Here is a 20573-nt window from a genome sequence, read left to right as displayed (position 1 = left end):
AAGCTTATTGCCGGTCTTCGAGCACCAGAATCAACGCCTCATCGGCCAACTGATCGAGGCTCATGCTGCCGCCGGCACGAAACCAGGTGGTGGTCCAGGACAATGCACCGGTCAGGAAGCGGCGGGTGATGAACACATCACCACGGATAAACCCGGCGGTCTTGGCTTCACCCAGCACCTGCAGCCAGATGTCTTCGTAGATGTCCCGCAGCGCCAGGACCTTGGCCTGACCCTCCTCGGACAGCGAGCGCCATTCGTAGACCAGCACGGCCATGGCCTCGCCGCTACCGCCCATGATCGACTGCAACTCACAGCGGATCAGCGCCAGCACCTGCTCGCGCACACTGCTAGCCTCGGCGATGGCCGCACGCATCAACGCGGTGTTGTAGCGGATGGTCTCCTCCATCACCGCCCGCAGGATTTCGTCCTTGCTCTTGAAGTGATGGAAAATACTCCCGGACTGAATACCCACGGCGCCGGCCAGGTCGCGCACAGTCGTGCGCTCATAGCCTTTGTTGCGGAACAGGTGGGCCGCCACTTGCAGCAGCTTGCCGCGGGCGCTGTCCGGGTCGGTCAATTGGCCGTCGTCGACCAATTGGCGCATCACCCTCAGGGCTTTTTGCTCGTCCACCCGTTCTCTCCTACAGTCGTTCAATCAATAACGCCGATCCCCCCGAAAACAGCGGGGTTGCGCGGGCAATTTAAGCGCATGGATGCAGCCAAGCAAGCGCTTGGGCAGAAGATAATCAAGTCATTTACAAACCAAGCGCTTGCTTGGTAATGTCGACGCACTTCGGTTGGAGGTGGCTATGGAATGGACTGCGCCTAAAACAATTCGCATCGGATGTGCCAGCGCCTTCTGGGGCGATACCTCGACCGCTGCCGCGCAACTGGTCGAACACGGGCAACTGGACTATCTGGTCTTCGATTACCTGGCTGAAATCACCCTGTCGATCATGGCTGGCGCACGGATGAAAGACCCCAAGGCCGGCTATGCGGGTGACTTCATCGAAGTGCTGGCGCCCTTGCTGCCGCAGCTCGCACAGCAGAACATCCGGGTCATCAGCAATGCCGGCGGGGTCAATCCCCAAGCCTGTGCCGCCGTCCTGCAAGCGGCCTGCGACAAGGCCGGGGTGGCGCTGAAGATCGCCGTGCTGCTGGGTGACGATCTGCAACCGCAATTCAAACAACTGGGCAACCTGGGCATTCGTGAAATGTTCACTGGCGCGCCCCTGCCATCGATGTGCGTCTCGACCAACGCCTACCTCGGCGCACCCGGCATTGTCGAAGCCCTGCGCCTGGGGGCGGACATCGTGATCACCGGGCGCGTGGTCGACAGTGCGGTGGTCAGCGCTGCGCTGGTACATGAATTCGGCTGGTCGTGGCACGACTACGACAAGCTCGCCCAGGCGGCATTGGCCGGACACATCATCGAATGCGGCGCCCAGTGCACCGGCGGCAACTTCACCGACTGGCGCGACGTACCCGACTACGAACACATCGGTTTTCCCATCGTCGAAGTCAGCGCCGACAGCCAGTTCATCGTCAGCAAACCCGAAGGCACCGGTGGGCTGGTCACGCCGCTGACGGTGGGCGAACAGATGCTGTACGAAATCGGTGACCCCCGCGCGTATCTGTTGCCCGACGTGGTGTGCGATTTCACTCAGGTCAAACTGCTGCAACAGGGCAAGAACGCGGTGCAGGTGCACGGTGCCAAAGGCCTGCCGCCGACCGCTCAATACAAAGTCAGCGCCACGTACCCTGATGGTTTTCGCTGCACCGCCAGTTGCCTGATCGCCGGCATCGATGCCGTCGACAAGGCGCGGCGAGTCGGTGATGCGATCATCAACAAGACCTCGGAAATGTTCCGCCAGTGCGGCTGGGCGCCGTACAGCGATGTGAGTATCGAGTTGCTGGGCAGCGAGGCCACCTACGGTCCCCACGGCCAGCGTCAGGACAGCCGCGAAGTGGTGATCAAACTCGCGGTGCGCCATCCGGACAAACAGGCATTGATCGTGTTCTCCCGGGAAATCGCCCAGGCCGCCACCGGCATGGCGCCGGGGCTGACCGGCATTGTCGGTGGCCGGCCGACGGTGTATCCGCTGATCCGACTGTTCTCGTTCCTGATCGACAAAACCGCCTGCACGCTGGACATTGATTGCATGGGCCAGCGCCACCCGTGTGCCCTGCCCGCCCTCGATGTGCTCGACCCGCTGGACCTGCCAGCCCTGCTCGCGCCACCGAAACCGCTTGGCCTGGCCGACGCCAGCGTGGCCCTGGTCAAACTGGCGGTCGCCCGCTCGGGCGACAAGGGCAACCACAGCAACATCGGCGTCATGGCCCGCGCACCCGATTTCCTGCCATGGATTGCAGAAGCCTTGACCCCGGAAGTGATCGTCGACTGGATGGGCCACGTCCTCGATCCAATCCACGGGCGGGTCGAACGCTGGTACTTGCCCGCCAGCCACAGCCTGAATTTCCTGCTGGAAAACGCCCTCGGCGGCGGCGGTGTCGCCAGCCTGCGCATCGATCCGCAAGGCAAGGCCTTCGCCCAGCAACTGCTGGAAATCCAGATCCCGGTGCCGCAGCGCATCGCCGACCAATTCAACTAGAGGATTGCCGCCATGGCCTACGATTCGATTTTCAAAGCCGATTTGTTTGCCGGCCAAAACATCATCGTCACCGGTGGCGGCAGTGGCATCGGCCGCTGTACCGCCCACGAACTGGCGGCCCTCGGCGCCCATGTACTGCTGGTCGGGCGCAAGGCCGACAAGCTGAAAACCGTTGCGGCGGAGATCGCCGAGGACGGCGGCAAGGCTGATTGGGCAGTTTGCGACATCCGCGAGGAAGAACTGGTGCAGCACCTGGTCAGCGAATTGATCCGCAAGCATGGCCCCATTCACGGCCTGGTCAACAACGCTGGTGGGCAGTACCCGTCGCCCCTGGCCTCGATCAATCAGAAGGGTTTCGAAACTGTGATGCGCACCAATCTGGTGGGCGGCTTCCTGATGGCCCGGGAAGTGTTCAACCAATCCATGAGCAAGCACGGCGGGGCCATCGTCAACATGCTCGCCGACATGTGGGGCGGCATGCCCGGTATGGGCCACTCCGGCGCGGCACGTTCGGGCATGGACAACCTGACCAAGACCGCCGCGTACGAATGGGGTCATGCCGGGGTGCGGGTCAACGCCGTGGCGCCGGGGTGGGTTGCCTCCAGCGGCATGGACACCTACGAAGGCGCCTTCAAGGCCGTGATCCCGACCCTGCGCGAACACGTGCCGCTCAAGCGCATCGGCACCGAATCGGAAGTCAGCGCGGCGATTGTTTTCCTGCTCAGCCCGGCAGCGGCGTTCGTCAGCGGCAGCACCTTGCGCATCGACGGCGCCGCCAGCCTCGGCGGCCGCGCCTGGCCGATCCACAAGGCGACCAACAGCGAGTCGTACAACGGTTTCCACCGCGCCTACATACCAGACGTGTTGAAGGACAAGGAATAACCCATGCCGGTGATTCAGTCGCAACTCGATCCCCACAGCCAGCCGTTCGCCCAGAACCGTGCGGCGATGCTGAGCGCCATCGAGCAAGTTCGCGTGCTCGAACAGAACCTGCTGAACAAGGCGGCCGAAGCCAGGCCGAAGTTCGAAAAACGCGGCCAGTTGCTGCCCCGCGAACGTCTCAATCTGCTGCTGGACCCCGGCGCGCCGTTTCTCGAACTGGCCAGCCTGGCCGGCTACAAGCTGCACGACGACAAGGATGGCAGCTCCGCCGGTGGCGGCTTGATTGCCGGCATCGGCTATGTGTCTGGCGTGCGTGTGCTGGTAGTCGCCAACAACAGCGCGATCAGGGGCGGGACAATCTCCCCCAGTGGGTTGAAGAAATCCCTGCGCCTGCAACAGATCGCCATGGAAAACAAATTGCCGGTGATCACCCTCGCCGAAAGCGGCGGCGCCAACCTCAATTACGCGGCGGAAATTTTCGTCGAAGGCGCGCGCAGCTTTGCCAATCAGGCGCGAATGTCGGCCATGGGCTTGCCGCAGATCACCGTGGTGCACGGCTCGGCAACGGCGGGTGGTGCCTATCAGCCGGGATTGTCGGATTACGTGGTGGTGGTGCGCGGCAAGGCCAAGTTGTTTCTCGCAGGTCCCCCACTGCTCAAGGCCGCCACCGGCGAAGTCGCCACCGATGAAGAACTGGGCGGCGCCGAGATGCACGCACAAACCGCCGGCACCGCCGAATACCTGGCTGAAAACGACGCCGACGGTGTGCGTCAGGTACGCGAGATTGTCAGCCTGCTGCCGTGGAACGAGCAGTTGCCTCCACTACCCGAACGTCGCTGGGAGGAACCGCTCTACCCCATCGACGAACTGCTGGGCTTGATCCCTGATGATCCGAAAAAGCCCTACGACGTGCGCGAAATCATTGCCCGTCTGGCCGACGCTTCGAACTTTCTTGAATTCAAGGGCGAGTTCGATCAGCAGACTGTGTGCGGTCATCTGAAAATCCAGGGCCGCGCCTGTGGCTTCATCGGCAACAACGGCCCGATCACGCCAAAAGGTGCGAGCAAGGCCGCCCAGTTCATCCAGCTGTGCGACCAGAGCCAGACGCCGCTGCTGTTTTTCCACAACACCACCGGGTTCATGGTCGGCACCGAATCGGAACAGCAAGGCGTGATCAAGCACGGCGCGAAGATGATTCAAGCGGTGGCCAACGCCCGGGTGCCGAAGCTGACCATCGTCGTCGGTGGCTCCTACGGCGCGGGCAACTATGCGATGTGCGGACGCGGCCTGGACCCGCGTTTTATCTTCGCCTGGCCCAACAGCCGCACCGCCGTGATGGGCGGCGCGCAAGCGGGCAAGGTGCTGCGCATCGTCACCGAGGCCAAGCAGGCCAAGGACGGCCTGGTGCCCGACCCGAAAATGCTCGACATGCTCGAGCAGGTCACCGCGCAGAAACTCGACAGCCAGTCCACGGCGCTCTACGGCAGCGCCAATTTGTGGGATGACGGTTTGATCGACCCGCGCGATACCCGGACCTTGCTGGGTTACTTGCTGGATATCTGTCACGAGGCCCAGGTGCGGCCATTGCAAGCCAACAGCTTTGGCGTAGCCCGGCTCTAGGCCGGCTCAAGGAGAACAATAAAAATGATCTTCACCCAGGAACACGAAGCACTGCGCCGCACCGTACGCCAGTTCGTCGAGCACGAGATCAACCCCCACGTCGATGAATGGGAAAAGGCCGGGCGCTTCCCCATCCACGAAATCTTCCGCAAGGCCGGCGACCTCGGTTTGCTGGGCATTTCCAAACCGGAAAAATTCGGTGGCATGGGGCTCGACTACAGCTATTCGATCGTCGCCGCCGAAGAGTTCGGCACTATCCGTTGCGGCGGCATTCCGATGTCCATCGGCGTGCAGACCGACATGTGCACCCCGGCGCTTGCACGGTTCGGCTCTGATGAGCTGCGCGAGGAATTCCTGCGCCCGGCCATCAGCGGTGAGCAGGTCGGCTGCATCGGCGTCTCCGAAGTCGGTGCCGGTTCCGACGTGGCCGGGCTGAAAACCACGGCGCGCAAGGACGGCGACGATTACGTGATCAACGGCAGCAAGATGTGGATCACCAACTCACCGAGCGCCGACTTCATCTGCCTGCTGGCCAACACCTCGGACGACAAACCGCACATCAATAAGTCGCTGATCATGGTGCCGATGAACACGCCGGGCATCAGCTTGAGTTCGCACCTGGACAAGCTCGGCATGCGCAGTTCGGAAACCGCCCAGGTGTTTTTCGACAATGTGCGCGTACCGCAGCGCAACCGCATCGGTCATGAAGGCGCGGGGTTCATGATGCAGATGCTGCAGTTCCAGGAGGAACGCCTGTTCGGCGCGGCCAACATGATCAAGGGCCTGGAGTATTGCGTCGACAGCACTATCGAATACTGCAAGGAGCGCAAGACCTTCGGCAACGCGCTGATCGACAATCAGGTGATCCACTTCCGCCTGGCTGAACTGCAGACCGAAATCGAATGCCTGCGGGCGCTGGTCTATCAGGCCACCGAGCAATACATCAAAGGCCAGGACGTCACGCGCTTGGCCTCCATGGCCAAGCTCAAGGCCGGGCGGCTGGGCCGCGAAGTCAGCGACAGCTGCCTGCAGTATTGGGGCGGCATGGGCTTCATGTGGGACAATCCGGTGGCCCGGGCTTACCGTGATGTGCGGCTGGTTTCGATTGGCGGCGGCGCCGACGAAATCATGCTGGGGATCATCTGCAAACTCATGGGCATTCTGCCGGGGAAAAAGAAATGAACAACCTGCCGGTTTGCCAGACCTTGCTGCTGGAGCTGCACAACGGCGTGTTGCACATCACCCTCAACCGCCCGGAATGCCGCAATGCGATGAGCTTGCAGATGGTCGCCGAGTTGCGCTCGGTGCTGGCTGCGGTACGCGATAAACCTGGGGTTCGCGCCCTGGTGATCGGCGGCGTCGGCGGGCACTTCTGTGCCGGCGGCGACATCAAGGACATGGCCAACGCCCGCACTCAAGGCTCGACTGCGCACCGGGACCTGAACCGGGTGTTCGGCGCGCTGCTGCAAGAGGTGCAACACGCACCGCAAGTGGTGATCACGGTGCTGCAGGGTGCGGTACTCGGCGGCGGTCTAGGCCTGGCCTGCGTCAGCGATATCGCCCTGGCCGATCACCAGGCGCAATTCGGCCTGCCGGAAACCAGCCTCGGCCTGTTGCCGGCGCAGATCGCGCCGTTCGTGGTGCAACGCATCGGCTTGACCCAGGCCCGGCGCCTCGCCCTGACGGCGGCGCGTTTTGATGGTCACCAGGCGCGGCGCATGGGGCTGGTGCATTTTGTCGAGCATGATCCGCAGGCCCTGGCCGAACGTCTCGATGAGGTGTTGGCCCATGTGTTGTGTTGTGCGCCGGGGGCGAATGCGGTGACCAAGAAACTCCTGCTGGCCAGTGCTTGGCAGCCCTCGGATGCCCAGCTTGATCAAGCGGCTGAATGGTTCAGCGAAGCGGTGACCGGAGCCGAAGGCATCGAGGGAACGATGGCCTTCGTACAGAAGCGCAAACCGGGGTGGGCCTCCTGAAAAGCATCGCGAGCAAGCTCGCTCCCACCATGGATTTATGTCGTTCATAAACCCTGTGGGAGCGAGCTTGCTCGCGATGAGGCCCGACCAGACACCGCTAAAAATCAGAGAGCCTACCCATGCCCGGACTCAAAAAAATCCTCATCGCCAACCGCGGTGAAATCGCCTGCCGCATCCAGCGCACGGCCCAGGCGCTGGGCTATCGCACGGTCGCCGTGTTCAGCGACGCCGACGCCGATGCACTGCACGTGCAGATGGCCGACGAGGCGGTCAACATCGGCCCGGCCCCGGTGCAACAGTCTTACCTGAACATCCCGGCCATCCTCGACGCGGCCCGGCGCACGGGCGCGGATGCGATCCATCCGGGCTACGGCTTCCTCTCGGAAAACGCCGGGTTTGCCCTTGCTTGCCGGGATGCCGGTATCACCTTCATCGGCCCCAGCCCCGAGGCCATCGAACTGATGGGCAGCAAGCGCCTGTCGAAGATCGCCATGATCGAAGCCGGAGTGCCGTGCATCAACGGTTATCAGGGCGCCGGGCAGGACGACGCCACCCTGAGCTGCGAAGCCGAGCGCATTGGCTATCCGTTGATGATCAAGGCCAGCGCTGGCGGCGGTGGACGCGGCATGCGCCTGGTGCACGACGCCAGCGACTTGCTGGAACAGGTTCGCACCGCGCGCTCCGAAGCCCTGAACGGCTTTGGCAGCGGCGAACTGATTCTTGAACAAGCACTCATCGAACCCCGCCACGTCGAGATCCAGTTGTTCGGTGACCGGCATGGCAACCTGATTTACCTCGGCGAACGTGATTGCTCGGTGCAGCGCCGGCATCAGAAAGTCATCGAGGAAGCGCCCTGCCCGGTGATGACCACTGAGTTGCGTCAGGCCATGGGCGAAGCGGCGCTCAAGGCCGGGCGAGCTGTGAAGTACGTCGGTGCGGGCACTGTGGAGTTTTTGCTGGATGCGCGCGGGCAGTTCTATTTCCTGGAGATGAACACCCGACTGCAAGTGGAGCACCCGGTGACCGAACTGATCACCGGGCTGGACCTGGTGGCCTGGCAGTTGAACATCGCCGAAGGGCAACCACTGCCCTTGCGCCAGGAACAGGTGCAACTCACAGGCCACGCCATGGAAGTACGCCTGTATGCCGAAGACCCGGCCCAGGGCTTCCTGCCGCAAACCGGGCGCGTCGTGGCCTGGGAGCCGGCATTGCAGGACGGCGTGCGGATCGACCACGGCCTGATCGAAGGCCAATTCATCAGCCCCTTCTACGACCCGATGCTTGGCAAGCTCATCGCCCACGGTGCAACCCGCGAGGAAGCCCGGCGCAAACTGCTGCGGGCGGTACAAGACAGCGTGCTGCTGGGCCTGCAAAGCAATCAACGCCTGCTTGCCAGCCTGCTGGAGCACCCGCAGTTCGCCTGCGGTGATTTCAGCACCAGTTTCATCCCGCAGCACTTCGCCGACCACCCCTGCCTGCATCCCGAAACCCCAAGCGCGCAGCACTTGGCCATCGCCGCCGCCCTGTTCTATCAGGCCGCGGCGCAGGCTCACCCGGCCCCGCTTGGCGGTTGGCGCAACAACGCCAGCGTGCCGTTGCACTATCGCATCGGCCTTGAGGATCAGGACTGGCCGGTAGCATTGCAGGCGATCCCGGGCGAGCCGTTGCGCATTCAGGTCGCCGAGCGCAGCCTCGAACTGAAGATCATCCATAGCGACGGACGCTGGGCCACCCTCGAAATCGAAGGCGTTCGCCAACGCCACGCCTACCGTCTGGAGGCCGGGCGTCTCTGGCTGTTTACCCGGCCGGGCAGCCTGCAGTTCGTGGATCGCACTCAGGCGCAGGTTACCGGCCAGGCCAGTGTCAGCTCCGGCACCCTCAAGGCACCGATGGACGGGGCGATTGTCGACGTCCTGGTCAACGAAGGCAGCAAGGTGACCAAGGGCCAACTGCTGGTGGTACTGGAGGCGATGAAAATGGAGCATCCATTGAAGTCGGGCATCGACGGTGTTCTGAAACGCCTGCAAGTCAAAGTCGGGGATCAGGTGAAAAACCGGCAGATTCTATTGGAGGTCGAATAAGCCGCTAGGCGGAACCGCCGGGTTTGGCTACGCTCAAACCCTACAGGACGCGGATACCAGGAACCCTGCAATGCCTCATTGGCTGGTCATTGATCTGGAGGCCACCACCGATGAAGGGGGTTGGCCCGTAACGGATATGGAAATCATAGAAATCGGCGCCACCCTGGTGGACCGCAAGGGTCGCGAACTGGACCAGTTCCAGCGCTTCGTCCGGCCTTTGCGGCGGCCGTTGCTGACGCCGTTTTGCCGGGAGTTGACGCACATCACCCAAGCCAACATCGACGCCGCGCAACCGCTGGGCGAAGTCTGGCCGGCATTTGAACGCTGGCTCGGCCAACACCAAACGCGACTTGAAGGCTGGGTCAGCTGGGGCGATTACGATCGCAAACAACTGCTTCAGGATTGGCAGCAGCTGGGACTCGCCAGCGTGCTGGCCAACGTGCCGCACATGAACCTCAAACAGCGCTTTGCCAAGGCCCGGCGCCTGGAACGCCCGCTGGGGCTCAACGGCGCCCTGCAACTGGCCGGCCTGCAGTTCACCGGCCAGCAACACCGGGCGCTGGAAGATGCGCGCAATACCGCACGCCTGCTGCCGCTGGTTCTTCCGCTTTAGACAGGTGACGACTCCCGGGGCCTTGTGCATACTGGCCGGCCCTTTTTAGCCCTTTTCGAGGAATCGCCCATGTTTAAAGTCAACGAGTACTTCGACGGCACCGTCAAGTCGATCGCCTTTGGCACCGCAGAAGGTCCAGCGACCATCGGCGTCATGGCTCCGGGCGAGTACGAATTCGGCACCAGCCAGCGTGAAATCATGCACGTGGTCAGCGGCGCACTGACCGTCAAACTGCCGGACAGCAGCGACTGGGAAACCTTCGCCGCCGGCAGCCAGTTCAACGTGCCGGCCAACAGCAAGTTCCAGCTGAAAGTCGCCGTCGACACCGCTTACCTGTGCGAATACCGCGGCTAAACCTGCCGGGCTTCACTGCAATAAAAAATGCCCGTGTTTTTCGACACGGGCATTTTTTATTCTGCGCAAAATTACTCGAGGATCTCCACCGGCATGCCGACTTCGAGTCGACCGTTGCCCTCGTTGACCAGGTTCTGACCGAACATTGCGCCGTCCGCCTGGGAACGGTATTTCTGCAAGGTGGCCAAGGGTTCGCGGTCTTCGCTGCGCTCCCCGGTTTGCGGGTCGATGGTGGTCAGGATGCAGCGTGAACAGGACTTGACCACGCGGAACTCGACCTCGCCGATACGGATACGCTTCCAGCCGTCCTCGGCGAACGCTGCACTGCCTTCGATCACCAGGTTCGGCCGGAAACGCAGCATCTCCAACGGACGCCCGACCCGTTGCGACAAGTCCTCGAGAGAGGCCTGGCCTATCAGCAACAGCGGATAACCATCGGCGAACGCCACCTGGTCGTCATCCTTGCCGTAACCGGCCTCCGTCATCCGCGCACGATCCAGCGGCACCTGCACCAGGCGAGTCGGTTTGCCAATGAACTGGCTGACCCAGGCCCCAGCTTCATCGCCTGCATCGGGGACTCGCAAGGTATCGCGCCAGATCGTCACGCCACGCAGTTCTGCACCGTTACCGGGCAAGGCTATGTCGATCGGCGAATGGCCGGGCGCGCTGAGGGTCAAGCCACCCTCGGCATTCCACAGCGCCGACAACTGGCTCATCTGCGCCACCGCACGCTGTGTCAGGAAGCGCCCGCTGGCCTCGTCCACCAGCATCCAGCGGCGATCGCCGTCCAGCCCGAGTTTATCGAGACCGATCACCTGCAAGGTCTCGCCCTTGGCGGACTTCAACGGATAACGATACAGCGCACTCAGACGCAACATGGCCAGCTCCCTGGTAGGTAAAAACGCCACCCTATACGAGCTTGATCAGCGAATCAAAGAGCAAAGACCTGTAGGAGCGAGCTTGCTCGCGATGGTGTATCAGTCACATCAGTCCTGGATGTGCCGACGCCTTCGCGAGCAAGCCCGCTCCCACAGTTGTGCGGACCCGCTTAGGCCGGCACTTCGTCAAGCATCAGGCGCTGGCGCACCACGTCGACCAGCTTGTCCGGCTGGAATTTGGAGAGAAAATTGTCGCAACCGACCTTTTTCACCATCGAGTCGTTGAAGCTGCCGGACAGCGAGGTGTGCAGCACCACGTACAAGCCGCGCAGGCGCGGGTCGTTGCGAATCTCGGTGGTCAGGCGATAGCCATCCATTTCCGGCATTTCCGCATCGGTGAAGACCATCAGCAGTTTTTCGGTCATGTTCACGCCGGTATCAGCCCAGGCCTTGAGCATGTTCAAGGCCTTCAACCCGTCGCTGGCGATGTGCATCTTCACGCCCAGCTGTCCCAGGGTATCGCGCAATTGCGCCAGGGCCACGTTGGAGTCATCCACCAGCAGCACCTCACGGCCACGGGCACGTTCCAGCACCGGATCCTCGAGCTTGGCGCGGGAGACCTTGGCGTTGTACGGGACGATTTCGGCCAGGACCTTTTCGACGTCGATGATTTCAACCAGCTGGTCATCGACCTTGCTGATGGCCGTCAGGTAGTGCTGGCGGCCGGCGCTGCTCGGGGGCGGCAGGATGGCTTCCCAGTTCATGTTGACGATCCGGTCCACGCCACCGACCAGGAAGGCCTGAACGGAACGGTTGTATTCGGTGACGATAATCGTGCTGCCAGGCCCCGGCACCAACGGGCGCATACCAATGGCCTGGGACAGGTCGATCACCGGAAGGGTCTGGCCACGCAGGTTGACCACGCCGCACACAAAAGGATGGCGCTGCGGCATCAGCGTCAACTTCGGCAGCTGCAGGACTTCCTGTACTTTAAAGACGTTGATTGCGAACAATTGCCGTCCGGCGAGCCGGAACATGAGAATTTCCAGGCGATTCTCACCCACCAGTTGCGTGCGTTGGTCTACCGTGTCGAGAATGCCGGCCATCAATGACTCCAGGTCTTGTTCGGATGAATTCACTTCAGGAAGGTTATCGGCTGTTTTTGCCGAAGCTTGACCCTCTCTAAAATGCCACGCCCGGCCATTGATGTCATATTAACATCATGCTTTACTGGCGCTGTGATTACATCTGCTGCACTTCTGCGCCAGCGCGACCCTTGTTTGCGCGAAAGGTTCCCCTGCGTAAGGGATTCCCCTATCAACAATCAGGTGCAACCTGATATTCGCAATATCCAATAGCCATTAATGTGACGCCATTCTCATTGCATGAACGGAGTCAGGCTTTTGTGTGCGATCGCAAGTCAGTGGCCAACCACCCTCTCGTGTTCCCCAGCCTGTTTCCGGGCCAGCCACAGTTCGTTCACCCGACGACTCGGCAATGCCGGGGTTCCGACCGCCCTCGTCGACACACACGATATCCCCTCATTTGACATGACGTTGTGGAGATAAGTATGCCGAACGACCGTAAAGAGTGGGCCCAGCGGCTCCCGGAGTTTCTTGTCGAGGCTGAAACACTCCTGGCTAAAACCGAGGAATGCCTGAGCCATCTGCAGTTGATCTGCAATGACAAGGACGCTATCGACTGTCTGCTCAGCACACTGCTCAAGCTGGCCAACAAGGCCGATGCCCTGGCATTGGCGGCCGTGTCTGAATTCTCTCTGCATATTCATGGCCTGCTGAACCACGCACAGAACACCATGAGCCTGCACGACGACGCGCTGAATGCCTTGAAAGACTGCCTGACCCTGATTGCCTGGCAACTCGAACTCATCGACCAGACCACCGGACAGCTCAGTCTCGACGACAGCGAACAGGCCACCCTGATTGAAGCTTTTGCCTTTCAGGTCGGGCAAAGCCGGTTTCAACCACCGGTCAACTCCAGGCCCTTCACCCTCGTAGCCTATTCGGAACGACAGGCCTGAACTTGCCAAACATGCCGTATGGCGTGTTTTTGGTTATCAATACCGCGCTGTAACTTGAGTGCGCACATGTCGCAAATGAATATTTCATAGCTGTAAGCGACATCTTTAAGCAACCACTGTTGCCCATCGACAATTGCGCGCCTGCCTTGACCAGGGTATTGCCTGGTATCAACAACAAAACCCGGGGCAACCGGCATTTTGCAGCGGCAACAACCAACTTGTTCCATTATGGAATCATCGTCCAGACGACTGGACTCCTGACTTTTCGGACATACATACGGACGCGACCAACGGTATCTTAAGTGCTAACATGCCGCCTGTTAGTTGACGCCAATTAATGGCAGTGTGATTGCAGCCGGATACAGCTCGCTGCAGTTCGGACCTGAACGCGTCGGCGCTCCACATTAAAAAAACAGGGGCCTGTCAGCCAGCATGACCGGTCAGCCCGCAGCGAACATCCATTGGCTCCATCCGCTATGCACGCCAGCCTCAAGTCAATCGCCACGTGGCCACCTTCCCGAGCAAATGCACGCGTATTCACGCTGTTGCTATGCGTCTGCTCGACCCTCGGCAGCTTGCTGGTCCATGGCTTGTCCATCCCGTTGCCCCTGTCATTGCTGGTGCTCAATGTTGCGGCGCTGACCAGTGTTGCCGTGCAGTACTGCCTCTCGCGCAAATCGATCAAATTCCAGCCTCAGGAACTGGCCGACCGGCTGTTGCAGGTCCAGGAAAACGAGCGTCACCGGCTGAGCCGCGAACTGCATGACGACATCGGTCAATTGCTGACCGCCGCCAAACTGCAAAGTGACTGGCTCAAACGCCGGATGCCCGAAGAGCTCCAGGAACAATGCACGGTCCTCTGCGACACGCTGGAAGAAACCCTGGCCAAAGTTCGTGACGTATCCGCCATTCTCAATCCCCGGCAGTTGGCCAGCCTTGGGCTGGAAGCCAGTCTGCGGGCGCACCTGCTCAAGACTTTGGCCAACACCCCGGTGCACTGGAGCCTGGAATGCCAGCAGCGCCTGACCGGCATACCGGAGGAAATGGCCGTGGCAGCTTTCCGTATCACCCAGGAAGCGGTCACCAACATCCTGCGCCATGCCCAGGCCAAGAACCTGCTAGTGTGCCTGCAGCGTCTGCCCCAAGGCCTGAAGTTGCAGATCAGCGACGATGGTCAGGGCTTCGCCCCCGCAACAGACCCTGGTCGTGAAGGGCAGCGCGGTATGGCCGGGATGTCGGAACGGATCGATCAACTGGGCGGCACACTGACCGTTACCAGCGAGCCGGGCAAAGGCACTCAAATCGAAGCTCTTTTTCCCTGGGCGCCCCGTGCGCTCGAACGGGCCAGTTCGAATAAGGTTATGCATTGACTTGTAATTTACTACTGGTGGATGACCACTCGCTGATCAGGGCTGGCGTGCGCGCCCTGGTAATGGATCTGCCCGGCTATGCCGTCATCGGTGAGGCCAGTGACGGCTCGCAGCTGCTCGAGATGGTCGGGCATCTGTCCCCGGATATTGTCCTGCTGGATATTTCGATGCGCCAGACCGGCGGCCTCGAAGCCTTGCAGCAGCTCAAGCGGGTGCGCCCGCAGAGCAAGGTCCTGATCCTCTCGATGCATACCGACCCGGCCCTGATCATGAAGGCGCTGGAGTCCGGAGCCCATGGTTACCTGCTCAAGGACACCACGGCGACCGAACTCGAACACGCGCTGGAGGCCTTGCGCAACAACGAGCGCTATCTGAGCCCGGCCATTGCCCACACGGTGATCAACCAGGCGTTGACCCGAAACCAGAAGCACCCACCCGAACCCGCCGACTCGCACAACCTGACGGCACGTCAGCTGGAAATCCTGCGGTTGATCGTTCGCGGAAAATCCACCCGAGAGATCGCCAATGGCCTGGGGCTGAGCGTCAAGACCGTCGAAACCCACCGTTCGCAGATCATGAAGCGTCTGCAGATCTACGATGTGGCCGGCCTGGTACTGTTTGCCGTGCGTGAACAAATCATCAGCCTCGATGACTAGGCACCTCACCGGCACGTAACAGCGGCGAATCGTCTGGCAGATGCACGAGTAACGCCGCCGGGCGAACCGAGAAACGCAGGTTGTCCCCCTTCCAGGGCGGGCGCGCACGAATAACATGCTGTCGACGCCAGATGCCCCCCCCGTTAAAAGTCGAAAGAAAACGAATTGTTTCCAGTCGGAAGGATTTGATCCCTACACGGCAGGATTTTTCTTACAAAACGTGAGGAATCGGCTCAATTGACCACAAATCCGAATTGGTAGACCTTGGGCTGCAAGACATCACAAGGACGTGCCATGCAACGCCAAAACCTCGCATCACCGGCCATTTCGGTCTTGCCGCTCACAGATGATAAAAATGCAGGCCATCGAGCTGAATGCCGCAACAGCACAAAAGCCACGGGAGAAGTTGATATGGAACCTCGCGTCACCGAGCTGGAAACACACCTCAAGTGCATACGCAGGGACATGGAAGAAGCCCGGGATGACGTCAAATCCATCAAGCACCGACTTGCCTATTCCGCCTGCGGAACAGCCGTGATCCTCGGCCTCCTTGGCTGGATCGCCAATAGCCGTTTCGAGCAGGTTATTTCATTGCTTCTGGCACACTGAGTTGCCTTCAACACAAAACCCGGTTCAATCAACCGGGTCTTGTGTGACAAAGCCGCTGAAGCTATCAGCTCAGGACTTCGCTCAACGGAATGAAGAAAACGCTATCGCCCTGAACCAGCGTGCGACCTTCCAGGACTTCCACCAGTCCATCAGCCCAGGCAGCGCTGCGCAGCACACCGGAACTCTGGTTTTTGTAGATCGTCGCCCTGCCGTTTTCCAGCCGTCCGCGCAAATACTCGCGCCGATTGCCGGGCTGGAGCCAGTCAAACCCTGCCGGCACCTGCACCTTCAGCGGCTCAACGTCCTGCACTCCCTGACGACGCAGGAGATAGGGCCTGGTCAACAAGGCAAAGGTCACGAGGGTCGATGCCGGATTGCCCGGCAAGCCAATTACAGGTACACCGCGAAAATGCCCGAACGTCAGCGGTTTACCGGGCTTGATGGCGAGTTTCCACAGCGTCAGTTCGCCCTCTTCGCGCAAGGCGATGCCCAGAAAATCGGCTTCCCCCACCGATACGCCACCGGTCGAGAGGATCAGGTCGACACCCTTCAACTCACCTAATCGGGCGCGAGTGGTTTCCAGATTGTCCGGCAGAATTCCCGCGTCAACGACCTCACACCCCAAACGCTGCAACCAGCTACACAACAACACGCGGTTGCTGTTGTAGATCTGTCCCGGGCCCAGCGTCTGCCCCGGCTCAATCAACTCGTCGCCGGTAGACAGCACCGCCACGCGCACCTTGCGAACCACCTCGAGCTCAGCGCATCCCAAGGAGGCAGCCAATCCTTGCTCGATCGGCCCCAGTTGCGTACCTGCCGGCAAAATCAACTCGCCGACGGTGGTTTCCTGGCCTTGTGGGCGGATGTTCTGGCCTTGGGTCAAGGCTTGAGTGAAACGTACTCGCTCATCGGCCTGAACCTCGGCGTTTTCCTGCATCTCGACGCAATCGGCACCGGCGGGAACAGGCGCCCCGGTGAAAATGCGCGCACAGGTGCCTGGCTGCAACGGACCGGGGGCCTGGCCGGCAAACACCTTCTGACTGACCAGCAACGGCTCTCCCGTCCAGTCAGCCATACGCAAGGCATAACCGTCCATGGCGCTGTTGGGCCAGGGCGGCAGATCAAGCGTCGACACCAGGTCTTCAGCCAGTACGCGCCCCTGTACCTGCGCCAACGGCAAGCGTTCACGCTCGACAATCCTCGAGGCCTCGGCCATTTCCAGCAAGCGCGCCAACGCCTGCTCGACAGGCATCAGGCTGCCAGACTTGCCAGGCTTACCCACGGGATTCACAAGGCGCTGCCTGTTTCAAATGAGGCACGAAATTGCACGGCCGATGCCGCGAATCCAGTTGCTCGGCCAGTATGCCGTCCCAAGCGGTGCGCACGGCATTGGTCGAGCCCGGCAAGCAGCAAACCAGCGTGCCGTTGGCCAGTCCAGCCAACGCCCGGGACTGAACGGTTGAGGTGCCGATATCGGCAACCGAGATCTGGCGGAACAGCTCACCAAATCCATCGACCTGTTTGTCCAGCAGGCAACCGACGGCTTCCGGCGTGCTGTCACGTCCAGTAAAACCGGTACCGCCGGTGATCAGCACCACCTGCACGACATCGTCGGCAATCCAGTTGGCGACTTGCGCGCGAATTTTGTAGAGGTCATCTTTGAGCAACACCCGGGCGGCCAAGTAATGACCGGCAGCGGTCAAGCCGTCGACAAAGGCCTGGCCTGAGGTGTCGGTTTCCAGTGTGCGGGTATCGCTGACAGTCAGCACTGCAATATTCAGCGGTGCGAAAGGTACATCAGCCTTGGCTTTCATAGGCTCGTCCAGTTGTAGGAGAAACAGCCCGGTGTTATATCACAGCGCTCCGTTTTTTCGCCGTCCCCATGGAGGCCTGCCATGACCACGAATTCACAATTGCCACCCTGCTCCATTCTGCTCCTGGCGGGCGGGCGCGGCCAACGTATGGGTGGTCGGGACAAAGGGTTGCTGGACTGGCACGGCGAACCCCTGATTGCACATCTGCATCGCAAGACCCGCCCGCTGACCGATGACCTGATCATCTCCTGCAATCGCAACCTTGAGAAGTACGCCCCCTACGCCGACCAGTTGGTCCACGATGATGAAGGTGACTTCCCCGGGCCACTGGCCGGTATTCGTGCAGGCCTGAAAGCTGCTCGCCATAGCCATCTGCTGGTCATACCCTGTGACGTTCCGGGCATCGATGCGGCGCTGATCGGCACTATGCGCGAGGCCGCCAATCTGCATCCGGACAAGCCGCTGATGGTGCGGCACGATGACCACTGGGAGCCGTTGTTGTGTGTGATTCCCGTGCAACACAGGGCAGCATTTGAAAATGCCTGGAACGAGGGTGAGCGCAGCCCTGGCCGGTTGATGCGCAAGCTCGGCGCAACCGCGCTGCAATGCCCCGACAAGGACCCACGATTGGCCAACCTCAACACGCCGGAACTTTTAAGCGGTCATGGCACTGTGTCAGACTGATATTCATCAGGAACTTGCGCAGACGGTGCACGTCTCAAGTTCAGCAACCACAGAATTCTTATTCGGAGACACAACTCATGAATCAACGGACCCTCGCCACTTTCATGCTCGCACTGGGCCTTGCCACCCTCGCCGGTTGTGCATCGCCTACGGTGATCACCTTGAATGACGGTCGCGAAATCCAGGCCGTCGACACGCCGCAATTCGACAAGGATTCCGGTTTCTACGAATTCGAACAGCTCGATGGCAAGCAGACCCGCATCAACAAAGATCAGGTTCGTACCGTCAAGGAGCTGTAATCCTGGTGCCACCGGATACAGAAAAGCCCGCTTGATGCGGGCTTTTTCATGCCTGGAGAACAGCGCGCCAGGATCGCTTATCAATCACCATTGCAGGGTGATTTCACTCTCGAACTCTCGCGACTGGCCCGTGACCGGATCGATAAACTTCAGCCCCTGAGCCAGCAGTTTCAAAGGATTTGCATAGTCATCCTGCGCATCCTTGAGCACCTCGGGGTAAAACGGGTCGTTGCAGATTGCGGCGCCCAACGCCGCCATATGTACCCGTAGCTGATGTTTCTTGCCCGTCACTGGGTAAAGACCATAACGCCAGAGATCCTCCTGCTTTTCCCTGACTTCGACCGCCGTCTCGGTATTGCTGGCCCCCGGACCTTCCTGCATGCGGAAGAACGGTTCGCCATCGACCAGTCGGCTTTTATGCACCAACGGGAAAGCCAGGTCGGGCAACGCCTTGGCGATGGCCTCGTAGCGTTTTTCGATCTGCCGGGTTGGAAACAACGACTGATAAGCCGAACGAGTCTGCGGGTTGGCGGAAAACAGCACCAGCCCTGCGGTGTGCCGGTCAATGCGATGCAATGGCACCAGGTGCGGATTGTCCAGACGCCGGATCAAGCGCCTGAGCAGCGTCTGTTCGACGTATTCGCCAGCCGGTGTCACAGGCAGGAAATGTGGCTTGTCGGCCACCACAAGATGCTCGTCCGCGTACAGAATCGACTCGATCACCGGGATCGGTTTTTCATCCGGAACTTCGCGAAAATAATGAATCCGCAAACCTTCCCTGTACGCCAGATCGAGGGCAATCGGCATGCCCTGTCCATCGAGGACCCGGCCACGGGCAATTCTGTCCAGCCATTGTTCACGACCGATGGCGCTGAAATGCTCGCACAGGCAATCGACAACGGTCTGCCACGGGCCAGGTGGCAAGTAGAGCGTACTGGCCTGACTGTGTGCCGCGGAAAAAGAAGAAGTGGACATACGAAAGCTCTAGCCTCAGTGCAGAGCGGCATTATCCAACAGCAAGGGGAATGAACCTAGGGGGCGTTCTCAATTAGTTTTCCCGGCGTGAAAACTAATTGAGAACGCCCCCTGGAGGAGATTCCTCAAGCCGGGATCTGTGTGCGCGCCGCCGCTTCGGTGTACTCCTTGAGCCAACGCAGTACATCGACCGCCTCCCAGCGAGCGGGGTCATACAGGGCGTACAACAACCCCTGATAACCCACGACATCGAGTTGCCGGTGATAACCCGCGCGCTGAAACAAGGCTTCGATTTCTGCGAAACAGGTATTGAAATGCGTTTTGTTGAAGGGCGTTTTCCCCTCGGTCACCAGACCATCCAGACGCAACTCAAGGACAGCCTCGCGCACGACGTCCGCGGACATCCGGTTCACGCTGTTCTTCAACTGTTCGACATTGACCACGATTCATCCCTCTGACGCCCGGGCTTGCCAGCTCACTCCCGAAAATCAGGAACGGCAAGGCAGGCACCACGAATAACTGTATACGCATACAGTATCCGATCAACACCGAATAAGCCAAGGGGATCAATCGCAAAGTTCGACAGACGGAACACGCCACCAGCGCAAGAACCGCTTAATGCAGGAACGCCACCACCTGATCGGCACTGAACGGCCAGCCCAGTTCAGCACCGGTATCGACTCGCCGCAACACCGGAATACGCAGGCTGTAGGCTGCGAACCATATTTCATCGTCGGCGATGTCCACCAGTTCCACCAGCAGACCGCGCTCGACGAATTCCATCAACATGGCTTCGGCTACTTCACAGAGATGGCATCCAAGGGTGCCGAACAGCTGACATTCGGGAAGCATGAGCGCTCAACCAGAAAATGAAGTGACCATTCTAGGCCTGCCCCGAAAAACCGTCGAGCCATTGAGGCCCCTGCCCTGATGCCACCGACGATAAAGAGACCCGAGTCAGTCCTGGCTCACGGCGCCGATCTTGTGGATCGACAGGTCCGCGCCGTAATACTCCTCTTCCTGACTCAGGCGCAATCCATGCAGCGCCTTGATCACGCCATACACCGCAAACCCGCCGGCCAGCGCAACCGTGATGCCCAGTGCCGTGC

General features: G+C 60.6%; 22 protein-coding genes and 1 pseudogene. 14 read left to right on the top strand and 9 right to left on the bottom strand.

The window, feature by feature from the left end; all coding sequences use genetic code 11:
* Positions 1-4 precede the first annotated feature (4 nt).
* Positions 5-631, bottom strand: coding sequence for a TetR/AcrR family transcriptional regulator (locus KGA96_RS25060; RefSeq protein ID WP_046040584.1), 627 nt, complete (start codon positions 629-631; stop codon positions 5-7).
* Positions 632-809: 178 nt separating this feature from the next.
* On the opposite strand from KGA96_RS25060, the gene KGA96_RS25055 reads away from it, so the two are divergent.
* From KGA96_RS25055 to KGA96_RS25020, 8 genes are all read left to right on the top strand, one after another.
* Positions 810-2612: an acyclic terpene utilization AtuA family protein gene (locus KGA96_RS25055; RefSeq protein ID WP_223515278.1), complete on the top strand. Its 1803-nt coding sequence runs from the start codon at positions 810-812 to the stop codon at positions 2610-2612.
* Between the two features lie 12 nt (positions 2613-2624).
* Positions 2625-3494: an SDR family oxidoreductase gene (locus KGA96_RS25050; RefSeq protein ID WP_046040587.1), complete on the top strand. Its 870-nt coding sequence runs from the start codon at positions 2625-2627 to the stop codon at positions 3492-3494.
* Between the two features lie 3 nt (positions 3495-3497).
* Complete coding sequence (atuC, locus tag KGA96_RS25045; protein WP_046040588.1) at positions 3498-5114, top strand: geranyl-CoA carboxylase subunit beta; 1617 nt, start codon at positions 3498-3500, stop codon at positions 5112-5114.
* A 24-nt stretch (positions 5115-5138) separates the two neighbouring features.
* Positions 5139-6296: a citronellyl-CoA dehydrogenase gene (gene atuD, locus KGA96_RS25040; RefSeq protein WP_046040590.1), complete on the top strand. Its 1158-nt coding sequence runs from the start codon at positions 5139-5141 to the stop codon at positions 6294-6296.
* A complete protein-coding gene (locus KGA96_RS25035) occupies positions 6293-7090 on the top strand; it encodes an enoyl-CoA hydratase/isomerase family protein (protein WP_223515275.1) in 798 nt (265 codons plus the stop codon). The genes atuD and KGA96_RS25035 overlap by 4 nt, the downstream gene beginning before the upstream one ends.
* A gap of 119 nt (positions 7091-7209) precedes the next feature.
* Positions 7210-9171, top strand: a complete 1962-nt coding sequence (locus tag KGA96_RS25030) for an acetyl/propionyl/methylcrotonyl-CoA carboxylase subunit alpha (RefSeq protein ID WP_223466158.1) — start codon at positions 7210-7212, stop codon at positions 9169-9171.
* A 70-nt stretch (positions 9172-9241) separates the two neighbouring features.
* Positions 9242-9784 carry an exonuclease domain-containing protein gene (locus KGA96_RS25025; RefSeq protein ID WP_046040593.1) on the top strand — a complete coding sequence of 181 codons (543 nt, stop codon included), beginning with the start codon at positions 9242-9244 and terminating at the stop codon, positions 9782-9784.
* Between the two features lie 69 nt (positions 9785-9853).
* Positions 9854-10138, top strand: coding sequence for a pyrimidine/purine nucleoside phosphorylase (locus KGA96_RS25020; protein WP_007940055.1), 285 nt, complete (start codon positions 9854-9856; stop codon positions 10136-10138).
* Positions 10139-10209: 71 nt separating this feature from the next.
* Here KGA96_RS25020 and KGA96_RS25015 read toward each other — a convergent pair whose 3' ends face one another.
* Both KGA96_RS25015 and KGA96_RS25010 read right to left on the bottom strand, forming a co-directional pair.
* Entirely contained in the window at positions 10210-11016 is an 807-nt protein-coding gene (locus tag KGA96_RS25015) for an MOSC domain-containing protein (protein ID WP_223515273.1), read from the bottom strand.
* Positions 11017-11186: 170 nt separating this feature from the next.
* Positions 11187-12122 (bottom strand): chemotaxis protein CheV, encoded by a 936-nt coding sequence (locus KGA96_RS25010; protein WP_046040596.1) that lies wholly within the window; start codon positions 12120-12122, stop codon positions 11187-11189.
* A gap of 464 nt (positions 12123-12586) precedes the next feature.
* Between KGA96_RS25010 and KGA96_RS25005 the strand changes: the two genes are divergently transcribed.
* The 4 genes from KGA96_RS25005 to KGA96_RS24985 all read left to right on the top strand — a co-directional run bounded on the left by KGA96_RS25005 (position 12587) and on the right by KGA96_RS24985 (position 15692).
* Positions 12587-13057 carry a hypothetical protein gene (locus KGA96_RS25005; protein ID WP_046040597.1) on the top strand — a complete coding sequence of 157 codons (471 nt, stop codon included), beginning with the start codon at positions 12587-12589 and terminating at the stop codon, positions 13055-13057.
* Between the two features lie 476 nt (positions 13058-13533).
* Positions 13534-14427, top strand: coding sequence for a sensor histidine kinase (locus KGA96_RS25000; protein WP_046040598.1), 894 nt, complete (start codon positions 13534-13536; stop codon positions 14425-14427).
* Positions 14424-15083, top strand: coding sequence for a response regulator transcription factor (locus KGA96_RS24995; protein WP_223515270.1), 660 nt, complete (start codon positions 14424-14426; stop codon positions 15081-15083). Before KGA96_RS25000 ends, KGA96_RS24995 begins: the two co-directional genes overlap by 4 nt.
* Before the next feature lie 294 nt (positions 15084-15377).
* Positions 15378-15692, top strand: coding sequence for a hypothetical protein (locus KGA96_RS24985; RefSeq protein WP_223466159.1), 315 nt, complete (start codon positions 15378-15380; stop codon positions 15690-15692).
* A 64-nt stretch (positions 15693-15756) separates the two neighbouring features.
* Here KGA96_RS24985 and glp read toward each other — a convergent pair whose 3' ends face one another.
* Positions 15757-16983, bottom strand: a complete 1227-nt coding sequence (gene glp / locus KGA96_RS24980) for a gephyrin-like molybdotransferase Glp (RefSeq protein ID WP_046040602.1) — start codon at positions 16981-16983, stop codon at positions 15757-15759.
* Positions 16967-17506 carry a molybdenum cofactor biosynthesis protein B gene (gene moaB, locus KGA96_RS24975; RefSeq protein ID WP_046040604.1) on the bottom strand — a complete coding sequence of 180 codons (540 nt, stop codon included), beginning with the start codon at positions 17504-17506 and terminating at the stop codon, positions 16967-16969. Before moaB ends, glp begins: the two co-directional genes overlap by 17 nt.
* An 81-nt stretch (positions 17507-17587) precedes the next feature.
* On the opposite strand from moaB, the gene mobA reads away from it, so the two are divergent.
* Both mobA and KGA96_RS24965 read left to right on the top strand, forming a co-directional pair.
* Positions 17588-18190 carry a molybdenum cofactor guanylyltransferase MobA gene (gene mobA / locus KGA96_RS24970; RefSeq protein ID WP_046040606.1) on the top strand — a complete coding sequence of 201 codons (603 nt, stop codon included), beginning with the start codon at positions 17588-17590 and terminating at the stop codon, positions 18188-18190.
* Positions 18191-18267: 77 nt separating this feature from the next.
* Positions 18268-18489 (top strand): YgdI/YgdR family lipoprotein, encoded by a 222-nt coding sequence (locus KGA96_RS24965; protein WP_223466160.1) that lies wholly within the window; start codon positions 18268-18270, stop codon positions 18487-18489.
* Between the two features lie 84 nt (positions 18490-18573).
* On the opposite strand, the gene KGA96_RS24960 is transcribed toward KGA96_RS24965, so the two are convergent.
* From KGA96_RS24960 to KGA96_RS24945, 4 genes and pseudogenes are all read right to left on the bottom strand, one after another.
* Positions 18574-19464, bottom strand: a complete 891-nt coding sequence (locus KGA96_RS24960; protein WP_046040608.1) for a pseudouridine synthase — start codon at positions 19462-19464, stop codon at positions 18574-18576.
* Between the two features lie 125 nt (positions 19465-19589).
* Positions 19590-19907 carry a hypothetical protein gene (locus KGA96_RS24955; RefSeq protein WP_008020364.1) on the bottom strand — a complete coding sequence of 106 codons (318 nt, stop codon included), beginning with the start codon at positions 19905-19907 and terminating at the stop codon, positions 19590-19592.
* Between the two features lie 172 nt (positions 19908-20079).
* The gene (locus KGA96_RS24950; protein ID WP_046040611.1) at positions 20080-20316 is read right to left on the bottom strand and encodes a glutaredoxin family protein; all 237 of its coding nucleotides are present in this window, start codon (positions 20314-20316) and stop codon (positions 20080-20082) included.
* 105 nt (positions 20317-20421) lie between these two features.
* Positions 20422-20573, bottom strand: a pseudogene (locus KGA96_RS24945) (ammonium transporter); the annotation flags it as partial.

Origin of the sequence: Pseudomonas sp. GL-R-26, assembly GCF_019947365.1 — a bacterium.
Classification (GTDB): Bacteria; Pseudomonadota; Gammaproteobacteria; order Pseudomonadales; family Pseudomonadaceae; genus Aquipseudomonas.
Note: the sequence above shows the minus strand (reverse complement) of the source record. Positions and strands in the feature narration are given on the sequence as shown.